A 15,764-nucleotide genomic window follows, 5' to 3' on the forward strand; every position below is an offset into this window, starting at 1 on the left:
TCGTTAATCATAATGTGCCCTCAAACAAGATTTGAAGATCTGATCATGACATTGAGATTTAGTTCAAAAAAATCCCCGCTAATTTCTTAGCAGGGATTTGTGTATAAGAGACAGCTTATAGGGACAGTCGTCACAAATAATTCCATCACTAATAATATGATTACAGGCCAAAGCGGTACTTCTATTGTTAAAAATAGCCAAGAGATAGAAATGCTAGCAGGCTTTTCCTCCGTGCCTAAAGCAAAATGGGTAATTGTCGCTCAGCGCCCTGTAAGAGCAACGCTTTCGTCACTTGATTTACTCATAACTGAAGTAATAAAACGTACATTACCGATGGCTGTTATTACGTTTCTTTTAATAGGTTTTTTTGCTCACTTTATTTCCAGGCCTTTAGAACAACTAGCAGACAAAGCAAATACACTTGACGATCCAACAAGTATTGAAGAGCTAAAAAGTGTTAAATCTTGGTACTTTGAAAGCCACAGACTAAAAATTGCAATGCTCAATGGAGTTAATACTTTGCAAATGCAGATAGGTCAGCTTCGTCATGATGCGCAAACAGATCCCCTAACTGATACTCATAACCGTAGGAGTTTAAACGGTTTATTAAACCAATTGATGTTTAAGCAAACTCCATTTGCTATTTTAGAGATAGACATCGATTTCTTTAAGCGAGTTAACGATACCTTTGGCCATGATAAAGGAGATGAAGCTCTTAAATCGCTTACTGATATTATCAAAAAATTATCTCGAAAAGACGATATCGTAGCACGTATAGGTGGTGAAGAATTTGTACTTGTCTTGCCTAATAAAAACAGCCAAAGTGCGCTCAAAATAGCAGAGCGACTACGTAAAACTGTTGAGTCTACAAATATGGAAACTATCGGCTTTATAACAATTTCAATTGGGATTGCAACTTGGCCTGAGCACAGTAACGACATAGACCAAGTTTACAAATGTGCTGACAAAGCACTTTACCATGCAAAAGAACATGGCCGTAATCAGTGCATTGTTGCTGATTAAAAGTGTGTTTCGATAGGTGAATAGTTAATTGCAATTTCTACATTGGTCACTGATTTATAGCTGTTTAGAGCACTAGACAATCCTGCAATATCAACATCCTTTTCAACAAGTAATGTGTAATTGTGAGCTGTTGACTTGATTAATTCATAATTATTTTTTAACTCATCAGGCACAGAATCGGTATTTAATGTAATGGTAAGAGTACCTGTTACTACACCTTTTTGTTTTAAGTTCTGATTATAAATAACGTCGCCTTTAAATAACTGCTCAGAGTTAAAGATAAGTTTATCACCCGATGAATTTATGCTTTTAGATGCATTTTTAATAACATCTTGACTACTTTCTTTTTTAGGGAAAATAGTGTCACTTTTCTGGTTCTTAGATGGTTCTTTTATAATAATTTCTGCTGTTTTAGGTTGTGCCTGAGAGTTGTTAACCTCTGTTTTTTCACTGTTATTACATGCAGATAGTAATAAAGCTGCGATTATTGGCACTGCACTTGTAAAAATTATTTTTTGCATTCGTTTACCTTTGTTTACTTTTCTTTAAATTTAAAGCTATTCAGCCTTATTCAAGTCTGTATATTAACAACTTAACCAGGAGTTTACATAAAACAATCAATTTAAAAACATTAAGTGTTTAAACATAATAAATACAAATAGGTGGATACATGTCTCAATTTAAATTAACAACTATTGCCATGGTTGTAGCATCTACATTAGCAGCAGGTGAGCTAACGGCCGCTGAACAAACTCGATTTTATGATGTAAGTGCAACAAATGCAGTTACTCAGGGTACTTCTTTAGCTGCTGTTCAGCAGAAAACCTTAGCCGAACGCGCCACTGTCTCGGGTCAAAAATCAATTTACGATGCACAAATGGGTAAAGCAACGTTTTTATGGCAAGCAATAGGTCAGCGTAAGCCTGACATGGCTTTAATCGCTGCTGATAACCGTAACCAATATGCTGCTGACTTTTATATTGAAACTTTAACAGGTATTAGTAATCGTAAAGCAACAGCATCTTCTGCTGTTATGGTTGATTTATCAGAGCAAAAACGTGGCTCTATTAGTGCAAAATACAAGCAACAAGTAAACGGTGTTGAAGTTTTTAACCGCGAATACAACTTGTTAATGGATAAAGAGTACAACTTAGTAGCAAGCTCGGGTTATTTTGCTGATACGTCGTCATCTAAAAATAAACTTGCTGCATTAACGGGTTTTGTAAGCTCAGAGCAAAGTATAAAAAAAGCATTTAGTGAATTAGCTAATATTGATGTCTCACTTCGTAAAATTGGTAATGAAGGTGGCTATGCAAAATATGAGGCTAAATCATTAGATGACTCTAAGATTGTTTTAGGTACACCACGTGCAAAAGAAGTGTTTTTTGAAGTGGCAGGCGAGCTTAAATCTGCTTACTACATTGAAGTAGAAGTAGCAGAAGTTGGCTCTTTAGAAAGTGACTACTTTAGTTACGTAGTAGATTCGAATAACAGCAAAGTATATTTTGCGAAAGATTTGAAATCTCATGCAGCTGACTTTAATTACCGTGTTTACGCTAACCAAGATGGCTACCCAATGGAAAGCCCGCACGGTGACGTAATTCCTGCTGATGGCCCAGGACAAGTAGACGAGACTGAGATTTTAGACGCGCCAATGGTATCTCTATCTTACTACAGCAAACTAAGCACAATGGACCCATGGTTAGCTGATGATGCAACGACAACTTCGGGTAATAACGTATTCGCATACGCCGATGTGATTGCACCTCAAGACTTTAGTGAAGGTGACTTTACCGCTGAAACAACTGCAGACTTCACATTTGACTACCCTTATCAAGTAGATGAAGTTGCAAATAGCTACGCAAACCGTAAAGCAGCTATTGTTAACTTGTTTTATATGAATAACTTTTTACATGATTTTTTCTATGATCATGGTTTTGATGAAACATCAAATGTAGCTCAAGTATCTAACTTTGGTCGTGGCGGCATAGAAGGCGACCCGATTGAAGCACAGGCTCAAGATAACTCAGGTCGTAATAATGCAAATATGTCTACACCAGCTGATGGTGCTAGCCCACGTATGCAAATGTACTTGTACAACAGTAAAGATGCCACTGTTGGTGTAGATTTTGGTATTACAGTAACTTCACATGACTCTTTAGGCCTTTTAGCTTCAACAAAAGAATCTGGCTTTGGTAAATACCAGTTCAGTGATGTGGCTGCAGAAGTTGTTCGTTTAGATGATGGAAATACAGTAGATTCAACAAGTATTAATGATGGTTGTGAGCCTGCTATAAATGCTGCTGAACTAGCAGGGAAAATTGCAATTGTAGATCGTGGCTCATGTGCTTTTACGATTAAAGTAAAAAATGCACAAGATGCAGGTGCAATAGCAACTATCGTTGTTAATAATGACCCAGATGCGGCAGAACCGGCACCAATGGGCGGTGAAGACGATACTGTAACCATTCCAAATATGGGTTTAAATTACGCTGATGGTCATGCAATGTATGACCTAATTGATGCTGGTGAAGTTGTTACTGTAGACATGTTTACCAAAGCAACATTAAAAGATGGTACGTTTGATAATGGTATTATTGCTCATGAATGGGGTCACTACATTAGTAACCGCTTAGTCGGTAATTCATCAGGCCTTATTAACTTCCAAGGCCGCGCAATGGGCGAAGGCTGGGGCGATTTCCACTCATTAATGTTTATCGCTAAAGAAAGCGATATAAATATTACAGGTAACGATAAGTTCCAAAAAGCATATGGTAGCGGCACATTTGTAGAAGACTTCTACTTCGGTATTCGTCGTCTTCCTTATTCAACTGATACAGATGTAAATGCATTGTCGTTCCGCCATATTACTGAAAATGCTGGTGCTGATATTGGTATATCACCAACAAGCGTGGCTTCTCCTCATGCTGCCGGCGAAATTTGGGCAACTGTATTATGGGAAAACTATGTAGCGCTTATTAACGAGCATGGCTTTAATGAAGCACAAACTCGAATGGCAGATTACTTAGTTGCAGGTTACAAATTAACACCTATAGCACCAACCTACACTGAAGCACGTGATGCTATTTTAGCTGCTGCCTATGCAGTAGACCCTGCTGATTACAAACTAATGGTGGGTGCATTTGCTAAACGTGGTATGGGTCTTGGCGCAGTATCGCCAGATCGTTTCAGTGAAGACCTTACTGGTGTAGTTGAATCGGATAAAACACAGCTTTCTAGCTATGCATTTGCAAGTGCTGACTTAAACAACATGTACAATGGTACAGAGCTTGGTTTTTGTACTAACGACAATATTTTAGATAAAGGCGAAACGAGTACGGTTAGCGTAACAATTACTAACCGTGGTAGTGAAGTACTTAGTGGTACAACAGCACAACTAACTGTTATAAGCGATCATGATGTAACATTTGAAAATGATGGTTTACTTACTTTTGGTGAAGTTCAACCGTACGAAGCAATAACTAGTAACGATATTAAAGTTACTTTGAACGAAGCGGGTACAGCTGAAACACTAGAAATTGAAGTCACATTCCCTGAAATTGAAACGGACGATGATATCGTTGAAGCACTTGATCAAACACTCACGTTTGAAGTAAATATGGGCTTTAAATCAGAAATGCCTGTTGGAGCTGTAGTTTCAGATGATATGGAAGTAGCAAGTTCATCACTATTAGATTTAAAAGAAAACGTAATGTTTGGCGGTGATTTAGCTGTTGGCACTCAGGTTATGGATAATAGTGGTAATATTGCCTTCTTTGAACAAGGTGGGTTTGAGCTAGGCACGCAGGCAATGCGCCTTGTAAATAATGGCTTCCAATCAGATGTAGCAATAGAGAGTAAGCCATTCGAAGTTGGTTACTCAGGCGACTTTGAAATCTCGTTTTGGCATTTCTATAGTATTGAGCAAAACTGGGATGGTGGTGTTGTAGAAGTTAGTGTTAATGGCGGTGACTGGGTTGATGCTACTGAAATTGGCGGCACATTTGATGTTGGCTATGACGCTGTTCTAATCGAAAACGATTCTCAAGAGCTTCAAGAACGTGAAACATACACAGGTAATAACGTACAAGATAGTGGCGCGTATGGTAATTATGAAACTATCAATTTTGGTGATGCTCTAAACGGCAACTTAGTAAAAGTACGCTTTAGAATTTCATCAGATGGCGCAGTAAGTGATTTAGGTTGGTGGATTGATAACCTAACTATGTCTAACGTTTTATCTCCTGTATTTTCTGAGCTTGTAGCGGGTGATTCACTAGCATGTGATAACGCAGCTCCACTTGTTTTAATCGAAAGTGCATCAGCGGAAATTACTGAATCGGCTACAGGAACAATTACAGCAACAGCGTCAGATCGCAATGGTCAAACACTGACTTATGCTTGGACTCAGGTTAGCGGTAGTGCTGCTACGCTCACCGGTACCGATACAGCAACTTTGAGCTTCACACCTGCAGCTATTACTGCAGATGAAGAGCTTGTTTTTGAAGTTGCCGTAAGTGATGGTGTAACAACTGTGACTCAACAAAGTACTGTAATGGTAAAAAATGAAGCGGTAGCAACTGTGCCTGTAACAGAATCAAAATCTAGCGGTGGTGGTAGTTTTGGCTTTATAGCTTTATTACTTACTCCATTAGTATGGTTTAATAGACGTCGCAAAAACGTTAGTAAATAAGTTTAAATAACATCCGTCAACTCTAAGCACATGACGGTTTTAATGAAAGGCCAGTAGCGTTTGCATCTGGCCTTTTTTATACACTTAGTTTGATGTTTTTAGTCCTGAGTACAGTAACGACATAGACCAAGTTTACAAATGTGCTGACAAAGCACTTTACCATGCAAAAGAACATGGCCGTAATCAGTGCATTGTTGCTGATATTAGCTAACCACTGCTTAGCTAAGTAATACTTTGCATTGAACTTAAATTGATAAATTCTCTATAAAGAGTGCATGAGTTTATTAAGCCAGCCATCAGCTTTTGATGGTTTGTAAATCATTACTACCTCTTCGCTGTAGTGACTGTTAACCCCCTTTACAGTTTATTTTTTAAGCCCTAAATCATCAATCACGAAATTTGGTAAATATGCCAACACCAAGCCACTTTGTACCACCTCCATTAATGCACTGTAATCGCTACATCTAAATACAATATTGCGCGGGGCTATTTCATCTTGCCAGCCGTCGGAGCCAATACCTTGTTCAAGGCCGCACAGTGGTGAAAACAACGGGCATGCAAAAGACAACTGTAGTAATTGGTTTTTATTGAGCGTTAAAGAGCCAGCTTTTACTAGCTGATGCCCAGCGGCCGCAACTACACTAAACTCAGTATTAAATACGTCAACCGCCACTAAATTAGTATGTGAGCTGTTGTTTAATGCCTCGCGAGTTACTAACGCAATATGCGCCGAGCCTGATGCAACTTGGCTTATGGCTTCACCTTCAAATACATTATTAATACGCACCGAGCAAGGCAGGTTACTAAGGGGTATAAGCAGCTTTTTTAAACCACTTTTAAGTAAAATGGCAGGGCCTGCAATAACCGCATTAAATTTATGATTATCGCTTTTAAAACGGCTAGTAAGCTGCTGGTAATTATGAACTAAATCGCTACTGTGCTTAACAAACTCTTTGCCTTTATCATTGAGTACTAAGGTTTTACCTACACGGTTAAACAGCTCCGTGGCTAAGTTTGCCTCAACCTTTTTTAGCGTTTTAGACAGCGCACCAGGGGTAATATTAAAGTGCTTAGCGGTTGTATGCAGATTTTGCGAACCCGCCATATTAATTACTTTTTCAATGTCATCTAAATGCATAGCGCCAAACCGTATTAACTAAAAGGAAACAACTAATCACTTATTATCGATTATTTGTATATAAAAATCAGCTTATAGTGGCGCTATATATATTTTTTGAGCACTAACATGAAACACATACTGCTATTTTTTATTTTATTATCTAGTGCAGCGCACGCAAATACACCTCAACACAATTCACACAAAACCCACAGCTATAATGGCTTCCATGGTATGGCGCTTATTTTAGCCGGCGATAAAGTACTTGCCAGCCACATGCCTTTATACGCCTCTCCACACAACCACCAAATAGTGTATGAAGTAACTACGGGTGACACCCACTTAAAAACAATCAAAAATATTTTAAATAAAGCAGCAGACGAGCAAGAACAGATCACTATTTTACCAACTAAATTTGACCTAAATTTATTAATAAATAAAAAGACACCCACCTTAAATGTAACTGTATTTAACGGCCATTTTGAACGCGGTGGCAACGCACTTTTTACTACAAAGCTAACCTTTAAAAACCCGCTATATGTTGAAAAAATAACGACTAATCAAGCACAAAAAAATGTGTTTACATTAATAAAGCTAACAGAGCAGCAAGGTTTAGTAATTCATAAAATACAAAGCAAGCCAAGCTATGACTCGTTAAGCTTAGTACCGCTTACTATGAGTAAATATAACGGGAAATTGAAGTGTGATGCTTCGATAAGCACTGCGCTTAAAAGCAAACTAGAGGCATGTTTTAAAACCGTACCAAGCTATTTAGAAACAAAAGACTTTGCAGTTAATTAATTTATAAAACCAGTGATTTTGGCTTTAAATCGCTGGCTTATAAAGTGTTACTTTGTTTTTAGTAAATTTTAAGATGAAATTTTGAGATGACACCCACCGTTAATTTTGTACTTTAGCCATAATGAATTAGGTGGTGCACTTCCAATTAGAATCTAGGAATCAATAAATAAAAAATTAGGTTGGGTGTCATCTTAAAAATAAACTCAACAAACGCTGCAGCTTCATGCAACGTTTGTTGCTATTTAATTTTCTAGGAGCTAATTAAAACTGATAGCTTATTTTGGCTGAAAAGTTACGCCCAGGTTGGGTGTATTGGCTAAAATCAGCACCTTGTGATTGACCTGCAATCAACTCAAAAGGTACATATTCTTTATCGAGCAAGTTAAGTACACCTACATTTAGCTGCCATGCTTGCCATTCGTAGTTTGCGTATAAATCAACAACGCCGTAGCCATGCCCTTGCGTAGTTTTATTACCGCTTGTATCAAGTACTACATCCGATTGCGATTTAGCAAAACGCAACGCGGCGGTCCAGTTAATATTACCCTGTTCTGTACTTAACAATACTGAGCCTTTTAACGGGCTAATGCTTGTAAGTGGCTGATCGGTTTCTTTATTTTCACCATCAACGTAAGCCACGTTTGCCTCTAGTAGTATATTTTCAGCTACATACATGGCAATTCCTGCTTCAACACCGCTTATTTGTGTTTCGCTAATATTTTGGTACTGATACAGCGTTTTGTTTACGCCAGGAATGTACGTTGGCTCAACACCTACTACGGCTGTTTCTATAAAGTCATCGTATGCTGCATAAAAAGCACTTAAATTTACGCTAATATCGCTGCTGGCGTATCTTAGCCCAAGCTCAAACGAATCACTGCTTTCAGGGTCTAAATCGGCGTTTGGTAATATTTGATAAAACGGTTCAACGCCGTGGCTTTGATAGGCTTGGTCGTGTGGTGGTATTTTAAAGCCTCGTACGTATTGCCCGTACAACGACAAGTTATCATCCACTTGGTATATAGCACCTAGCTTAGGCGAAAAAGCAGATTCGGTAATATCACCAAGCTGCGCATCGGCGTATAGCTCATCATTTTTAGCCTCTAGGGTGTAGTAATCATATCGAATACCTGCAATAACCGACCACGCGCTGTTATTAAACGAAATACTGTCTTGTACATAAGCGCCAATTAAAGAAGTATCAGCCCCCGGGAATGCTTTTTGTTTTTGGTCTGTAAAATCAACGGTGCCATCGGCTAAAATACGGGTTTTAAAACGTGGGCGGGTGGTGTCGTATAAGTCTATATCAACTCCGTATACCACTTCATGATCGGCACTCTCTGCGTTAAACCCTTTATTAAATACCGCTTTTAAACCTAAAATATTTTGCTCAAAACGATAGTCGTTATAATCGGTGTAGGTGCTTGCGCCACTAATTTGATCGCTTTGTTGCTCGTAACTACTATAAGACACTTGCCCGTACCATTTATCAAACGCAGCGGTTGCTACTTCTGAATGGTAATCGAGCGCCAGCGACCAACTCGTGTCATCTTCTTCTGTTTCTTGAACGGCAGGAGTAATAACTTGCTCAGTTGTTTGATTAAAGTAATCAAGGGTGTATTTAAGTGTGCGTTTTTCATCAAGCTGTTGCTCAAATTTAACTAATAAAGCATCCGACTTAGCATCATAACCGGGTAAGTTTTCGTCATAGTTTTGTACTTCTTCGCTATCGCGGTGGCTATACACGGCGCTTACTGCAAAGTCGCCTAAGTCTTTTGCCGCAGTAATATCGGCGGCAACTTGATTACTTTGACCTTGATACCCAAGCGCCATTTTTACAAAGCTGCTGTTATTTTTTAAATAATCACTAGGATCTTTAGTGGTTATAACCACAATGCCACCAAGTGCATCAGAGCCATATAATGACGATGCAGCACCTTTGGCTACTTCTACTTGTTTTACACCTGCTACGTCAAAATAATTACGGCCAACTAAATAGCCCCCTCCACCTGCATAACCATCGTTGGTGCGTCGGCCATCTTTTATAAATACAACCCGGTTACCACCAACACCACGTACTGTAAGTGTTTGCGCGCCTGCGCCACTGCCTGTGGTTGCAATGCTTGAATCGTATTTAAACATGGTTTGTAAATCTACAGCTAGCTGACGCTCTATGTCTTGCTCGGTAATAACAGTGACTGAGCCTGTTACATCTTTAAGCTTTTGCTCAAAGCGCGAGCCACTTATAACAATATGATCGTCAATTATGTTTTCGGCAATGGCAGTGCCCGAGCCGAGTAGTAAGGTTGCTATAGCAGTAAATCTAAACGCAGAGGGATTCATTTTAACTCCAAATGATAATAGTTATTATTTATGGCGGAGATGTTACAACTAAGTCAAAATAAGATCAATTAATTACGATAATCATTTTCATTTAGATTTAACTGATTATAATAGCCAAAAAATAAAACCGGAGTGTGTAATGAAATACTTATTTATATTGTTTGCTTTAATGGCCCAATCTGCACTTGCACAAGAGCGCGTTATTAGCGCTGGCGGCACCCTTACTGAAATAATTTATGCGCTAGGCAAACAAAATACCCTTGTAGCGGTTGATCAATCGAGCATGTACCCGCACCAAGCCACGCAATTACCGCAAGTGGGCTATTATCGCGATTTAGCGGCAGAAGGCGTACTTTCAATGCGTCCAACCACCTTGTTAGCGCTTGAAGGCGCAGGGCGAAGCCAAGCACTTAAGCAAATTGAGGCAACAGGGGTTAAGCTAATTCATTATAAAAAGCCGACCTCAGTTAACGAGCTACTTGAGCTAATAAAACGCTTAGGTGACGATTTAAACGCTAAGCAAAAAGCACAAACACTTATTACGCACATTACAAAATCATTACCTGAAAAAGCAAAAGCGCAAACACACAGCGCGCTATTTTTACTCTCAGCTAATGAGCGCGGGCTTGTTGCCGCAGGACAAGAAACCGTCCCTAATTTATTATTTAGCTATGCAGGCATTACTAATATAGGCGCTACGCATTCAGGCTTTAAAGCAATTAACACCGAAGTACTTGCTATAAATCAGCCCGACTTTTTAGTAGCCCCAGCCCATGTTGTACACAGCCTTGGCGGTAAGCAGGCTTTTTGTGAGCAACCTACACTACTCTTATTAAAAGCGGCGCAAACCTGTAACTTACTTGTAATGGATAGCCTACTTTCGCTTGGCATGTCGCCACGTATTGCCACAGCAATTAATGAGCTTAACGAGTACAAAGCCCACTTATGAACACCCTAACATTGAGCCGTTTTAAGCCTGTAACACTTAGCCAAACCCATAAATGGATGCTATTAGCCTCTGTGTGTATTTTTGCTTTGGCGCTACTTAGCATAGGGTATGGGCCAGCAGGGTGGGATTGGCGTTTAGCCATTGCTTGGCTTGCGCCCGAGCGCTTTAATCAGTTTGATGCGCTGCAAATAAATGTCGTAATGCAAATACGTTTGCCACGCTTTGTCCTTGCAGTGCTTGTAGGGTTGGTGCTTGCCCAAACAGGCGCGTCAACGCAAGCGCTGTGCCGCAACCCATTGGCCGACCCATCTATTATTGGCATTAGTGCGGGTGCGGCTATGGTTGCAGTGGCGTTTATAGCACTTAGCGCGCAGTTTAATTTTAACGCGCAGTTGTATTTACCTTATGCCTCGTTTTTAGGGGCGCTTGGTGTTACCTCGCTGGTATATTTTATTGCCAAGCAGCAAGGGCAAATTAATATCACCACACTTATATTAGTCGGGGTTGCTATTAACGCATTAGCATTTGCGGTTATTGGGCTACTAAGCTTTTTTGCCGATGACAGTGCATTACGATTAATAAATTACTGGACCATGGGCTCATTAGGCGGGGCAAGCTGGAGCACAATTATTCAAGCAGCACCTTTACTTTTTATTAGCCTTATTGGCCTGTGGCGATTAAAAAATCCCATGAACTTACTTCTTATTGGCGAGTCACAAGCTCAGTACCTAGGAGTAGACACCAACAAGCTCAAACTATATGTAATTATACTTGTTGCATTAGGGGTAGGTGCGGTTGTAGCGCTTACCGGTTTAATAGGGTTTGTTGGTTTAGTAGTCCCGCATATTGCCCGCTTAATGGTGGGGCCGCATTTACGTAATATGCTGCCGCTTTGTATGTTAATTGGCGTAGTGGTATTGCTACTTTCTGACTGGCTAGCACGCATTGTGATCATGCCAGCAGAGCTACCCATTGGCATTATTACTGCGCTTTTAGGTGCGCCACTGTTTATTTATTTAATCGTTAAAAATAAGCGAGGTTGGTCATGATCACGTTTAACAACCTAAGCGTTGGCTTTGGCAACCATACCGTTTTAAACACCATTAATGGCAGTGCTAAACAAGGCCAACTTGTTGCATTACTTGGTGAAAATGGCGCGGGTAAATCTACTTTACTGCATACCTTAGCAGGTATGCAGTCATTTACAGGCAGTGTACTTTTTAATGCTAAGCCGCTGGCCTATCACGCTAAAAAACGCCTAGCCACACAGCGCGCAGTGATGATGCAAGCAAACCACGTAGGGTTTGATTTTACTGTATTTGAGCTTATTGCAATGGGCCGCTACCCGTATGTAGAGTCATTAAAAATGCAAAGCGAAAAAGTAAATAAATACGCCGCTATTATGGATTTAAACCAGTATTTAAATCGCCGCGTAAGTGCGCTTTCGGGCGGGGAGCAACAACGCGTGCATATGGCGCGTACTTTAGCGCAGCTAAACGCTTTTACACAATCGGCCGAGCCAAAACTAATGCTGCTCGACGAGCCTACATCAGCACTTGATATGCGCCATCAACATGCTTTGCTCAGCTGCGTTAAAGCATTTGTAGAGCAGGGTAACAGCGCCATTATTGCAATACACGATCTAAACTTGGCCAGCCTTTATGCAACCGATGCTATTTTACTGCACAACAAAAAAGTGCTGCAAAGTGGGCCTATAAACACCGTACTAACTGAACAAAACTTACAACAAATGTACGCCATGAAACTGCACGTAAACCCTCATCCTTATAACGATGCACCCATGGTTTTTTCTCAACGTCAGGAGTTTTTATGAGAGAACAAGCGTTAAACGATGCACGCACATTGGTTTACAAAACCAATGCTGGTGTCATGTCGACCATTTCTAATAATTTACGCGGTTACCCGTTTGGCTCAGTAACCCCCTATATGTGCGACGAACAAGGGCGTGTTTACTTTTTTATTAGCGATATAGCCCAGCACACTAAAAATCTAAAGCACGACTCACGTATGAGCCTTACCATATTTGACGCCACCGACAGTGGCGATCAAAACGAGCACGGCCGCGTAACGCTCGTAGGCGATGGCTCTATTGTGCCAAGTGAGCAAGTACACACTTTACTTGATAACTATATTGCCCTATACCCCGAAGCCGCTAGCTATCGCAATGCGCACGACTTTCAGTTATGGCAATTAGACGTAGTACGTGTGCGTTACATTGGCGGCTTTGGCAAAATATTTTGGCTTGAACAAAACGAATGGCAGGATGAGGCAAAAAACTGGGACGAAAGCCAACAGCAAAGCATGATTAACCATATGAATGAAGATCACCAAGATGCTATGTCGCTCATATTAATGCAGCACTACAGCGTTGCTGATAACACCCCAATAATGAGCGGCTTATTACCCACTGGCTTTTATATACAAAGCCAAAAGCGTAACTACTTTATTAACTTTAAAACCCAGTGCAACAGCCCGTTAGAGGTACGTAAAGCGCTGGTTGAGCTAACCAATCAAGCACGCAACAACTTAGCTAATACAGAGGAAACAGTATGAAAAAGTTAATAAGCCTTGCACTACTATTTAGTGCCAATGCTGCATATGCAGACGAATGCACACTAAATATAGATGCAAACGATATGATGCAGTTTTCAACTAAAACACTAAGCGCTCCTAAAAGCTGTAAAAAAGTAACCGTAAAGCTTAATCATGTAGGTAAATTACCTGCCAATGTAATGGGTCATAACTGGGTGCTATCTACTGAGCAAAACATGCAAGGTATTATCACCGATGGCAACGCAGCAGGGCTTAGCAACCAGTACTTAAAGCCTGACGATAGCCGCGTACTTGCCGCTACCGACATTATTGGCGGTGGTAAATCAGCGCAAGTGACTTTTGATACCAGCGGCTTAACCGCCAAAACAGATTACACTTATTTTTGCTCTTTCCCTGGCCACTACGCCATGATGAAAGGCACATTTACACTTAAATAAATAGCAAAGGGTGTATTAATCAAACACAGTGCCAACCTATTATTGGCACTGTGTTTTTTTGCCTCGTTTAGCTAACGCTTTAAAAGCCGCTTGTTGATGCGCTTTTTGAACATAACGAGGTGGCAAAGGGTTAGCCTGCAATTGGTACCCATCTTGATTTGCTTGCACACTTGTTACCGGCGATATCCAAACAACATTTAACTCTGGCGCTAAACGCTTAATAACACGCGCTATACCTTCGCCATTTTTTACATGAAAATCGCCCGCTATATGCATTACCTGCGCATCTTTATGTGCATTTAAATAGTTAACAATAGACTCCCCCATGGTTTCATCCCACGTAACTTGCGCTGCATAATAGTTTTCGTTTTGACTTGGCGTACCATGGTGCATTGATGCCATAAAGCGTTGTTTATAATCACTGGGGGACGTATCAATAGTGGCTGCAATGTAGCGGCGCTGTTTATCATCAAGTTTATTTAAATAACTTATGCCTTGCCTGCCAATACAGGTAACAATATTTTTAGGCGCATTGGCAGCTATTACATCGCTATTGTTCGTTTTTGCCAGCTCTACCAACGCACGGTAATCACTTTTGTAGTTAGGCCACGCTTGGGTGTTATCAATTAAGTATTGCTCACCAATTTCACCTTTAACATACTGGTTTAAAGTAAGCTGATCGGCGCGGCTAAATTGTTCAAGCGAAAGGGCAGTGCGTTTATTACTTTTGCTTAATTGCTCAAATAACTCAGCCTGAAATAAATGCACACCCGGGTGCGTATGCCATTCACCTACTAAAACCACATCGGCATTTAATAGCGTGGGCTCTAATAATACAGAGCTAACAGGCTTTGCTTGTGCATTATAAAGCGCAGTGTAATAAAGCGTTGAGCTTTTATCAGGCGGCACAGTTGTTGTGCTGCAACCACTCAAACCCGTAACTAACGCCAGAGTTAACATAGACTTTTTCATACTCATCTTTCAAAACCCGTTAATACAAATAATTATCAATATCATATATTTATAATGCGCTTTAAGCCAGCCAAAAACAGTACAAAATAAATAAGCAATGAAGATTAAATAGCGGGTTGTAGAGTGCAATTGATAGGCAGTTATGAGCGTTCTATCGTCATTCAGGGGGCGTTAGCTTAGTTAGAATAAGAGGATACTTTCCTCATTTTTACAAGTTTATATGAGTTACAGAAAGCATAATATTTATAACTGGCAATCACTTACACTATTTGCTATTAATGTAAGCTCACAAAATAAGGACGTTTTCACGCTAAAATAGGGAAAGTGTCCTCTGATAAAGCTGTTATGTAACACGGAGAGTTTAGTGAAAATTATACCTATAGCATTCATGGGCGCACTATTAGCCTTCCCATCATCTGCAAATGAAAATAGTTCTATTGGATATTTAGCTCTTCAAGCATTGAAAAATAAAGATGGTACAAATTTAAGCCTCCAAGGAGGCTGGACTATTATCGAAGATAAAGAAGAGTCTAACTTGGTTTTATGGTCGTTTACTCCCGAGACTCACACAGCTCACCCAGCAGCGATAAAACGTAAAGTCCTTGAGAAAAACCAAGCAATTTACATTCAAATGTCAGCACTCTGCCAAGCTAAAAAGGCAGATTGTGACAAGTTAATGAAAGAGTTTGAGCAGCTAAATAAGAACATCATGAAAGGTTCTGGATAAGTGTTACATAATCGGGTAGCCGGAGGTCTCTAACCTCCAGCCCCCACACCACCCATCATGCGGGTCCGCAATGGGCGGTTCATCTCCCGTAATGAATATTGATCCAAATATCTTTCAATGACACTAAA

13 protein-coding genes are annotated in these 15,764 nt (G+C 40.1%); 9 read left to right on the plus strand and 4 right to left on the minus strand.

Going from position 1 to position 15,764, the window contains the following annotated elements:
- Positions 1-99: 99 nt before the first annotated feature.
- Complete coding sequence (locus I6F10_RS19105; protein WP_442960927.1) at positions 100-1,023, plus strand: GGDEF domain-containing protein; 924 nt, start codon at positions 100-102, stop codon at positions 1,021-1,023.
- Here I6F10_RS19105 and I6F10_RS19110 read toward each other — a convergent pair.
- Positions 1,020-1,544 carry a hypothetical protein gene (locus I6F10_RS19110; protein WP_165743978.1) on the minus strand — a complete coding sequence of 175 codons (525 nt, stop codon included), beginning with the start codon at positions 1,542-1,544 and terminating at the stop codon, positions 1,020-1,022. The genes I6F10_RS19105 and I6F10_RS19110 overlap by 4 nt on opposite strands.
- A 149-nt stretch (positions 1,545-1,693) precedes the next feature.
- Between I6F10_RS19110 and I6F10_RS19115 the strand changes: the two genes are divergently transcribed.
- The gene (locus I6F10_RS19115; protein WP_165743977.1) at positions 1,694-5,716 is read left to right on the plus strand and encodes a rhombosortase-dependent M36 family metallopeptidase; all 4,023 of its coding nucleotides are present in this window, start codon (positions 1,694-1,696) and stop codon (positions 5,714-5,716) included.
- A gap of 364 nt (positions 5,717-6,080) precedes the next feature.
- On the opposite strand, the gene I6F10_RS19120 is transcribed toward I6F10_RS19115, so the two are convergent.
- On the minus strand, positions 6,081-6,854 hold the full coding sequence (locus I6F10_RS19120; RefSeq protein ID WP_231620011.1) for a LysR family transcriptional regulator: 774 nt from the start codon (positions 6,852-6,854) through the stop codon (positions 6,081-6,083).
- A 108-nt stretch (positions 6,855-6,962) separates the two neighbouring features.
- On the opposite strand from I6F10_RS19120, the gene I6F10_RS19125 reads away from it, so the two are divergent.
- On the plus strand, positions 6,963-7,634 hold the full coding sequence (locus tag I6F10_RS19125) for a hypothetical protein (RefSeq protein WP_165743976.1): 672 nt from the start codon (positions 6,963-6,965) through the stop codon (positions 7,632-7,634).
- Positions 7,635-7,895: 261 nt separating this feature from the next.
- Here I6F10_RS19125 and I6F10_RS19130 read toward each other — a convergent pair whose 3' ends face one another.
- Positions 7,896-9,977 (minus strand): TonB-dependent hemoglobin/transferrin/lactoferrin family receptor, encoded by a 2,082-nt coding sequence (locus I6F10_RS19130; RefSeq protein ID WP_197099264.1) that lies wholly within the window; start codon positions 9,975-9,977, stop codon positions 7,896-7,898.
- Positions 9,978-10,116: 139 nt separating this feature from the next.
- Between I6F10_RS19130 and I6F10_RS19135 the strand changes: the two genes are divergently transcribed.
- Genes I6F10_RS19135 through azu form a run of 5 tightly spaced genes read left to right on the plus strand, consistent with a single transcriptional unit; the run spans position 10,117 to position 13,937 of the window.
- A complete protein-coding gene (locus I6F10_RS19135; protein WP_165743974.1) occupies positions 10,117-10,926 on the plus strand; it encodes a heme/hemin ABC transporter substrate-binding protein in 810 nt (269 codons plus the stop codon).
- Complete coding sequence (locus tag I6F10_RS19140; protein ID WP_165743973.1) at positions 10,923-11,975, plus strand: FecCD family ABC transporter permease; 1,053 nt, start codon at positions 10,923-10,925, stop codon at positions 11,973-11,975. Before I6F10_RS19135 ends, I6F10_RS19140 begins: the two co-directional genes overlap by 4 nt.
- Positions 11,972-12,760: a heme ABC transporter ATP-binding protein gene (locus I6F10_RS19145; RefSeq protein WP_165743972.1), complete on the plus strand. Its 789-nt coding sequence runs from the start codon at positions 11,972-11,974 to the stop codon at positions 12,758-12,760. The genes I6F10_RS19140 and I6F10_RS19145 overlap by 4 nt, the downstream gene beginning before the upstream one ends.
- Positions 12,757-13,500: a HugZ family pyridoxamine 5'-phosphate oxidase gene (locus I6F10_RS19150; RefSeq protein WP_165743971.1), complete on the plus strand. Its 744-nt coding sequence runs from the start codon at positions 12,757-12,759 to the stop codon at positions 13,498-13,500. The genes I6F10_RS19145 and I6F10_RS19150 overlap by 4 nt, the downstream gene beginning before the upstream one ends.
- Positions 13,497-13,937 carry an azurin gene (gene azu, locus I6F10_RS19155; protein WP_165743970.1) on the plus strand — a complete coding sequence of 147 codons (441 nt, stop codon included), beginning with the start codon at positions 13,497-13,499 and terminating at the stop codon, positions 13,935-13,937. The genes I6F10_RS19150 and azu overlap by 4 nt, the downstream gene beginning before the upstream one ends.
- A gap of 39 nt (positions 13,938-13,976) precedes the next feature.
- Here azu and I6F10_RS19160 read toward each other — a convergent pair whose 3' ends face one another.
- Entirely contained in the window at positions 13,977-14,909 is a 933-nt protein-coding gene (locus I6F10_RS19160; protein WP_165743969.1) for a ChaN family lipoprotein, read from the minus strand.
- Positions 14,910-15,273: 364 nt separating this feature from the next.
- Here I6F10_RS19160 and I6F10_RS19165 point away from each other — a divergent pair, with 364 nt between their 5' ends.
- Positions 15,274-15,636, plus strand: a complete 363-nt coding sequence (locus I6F10_RS19165; RefSeq protein ID WP_331461835.1) for a molecular chaperone DnaJ — start codon at positions 15,274-15,276, stop codon at positions 15,634-15,636.
- The last annotated feature ends 128 nt before the right edge of the window (positions 15,637-15,764 follow it).

It is taken from the genome of Pseudoalteromonas sp. SWYJZ98 (genome assembly GCF_015864495.1).
Classification (GTDB): Bacteria; Pseudomonadota; Gammaproteobacteria; order Enterobacterales; family Alteromonadaceae; genus Pseudoalteromonas; species Pseudoalteromonas distincta.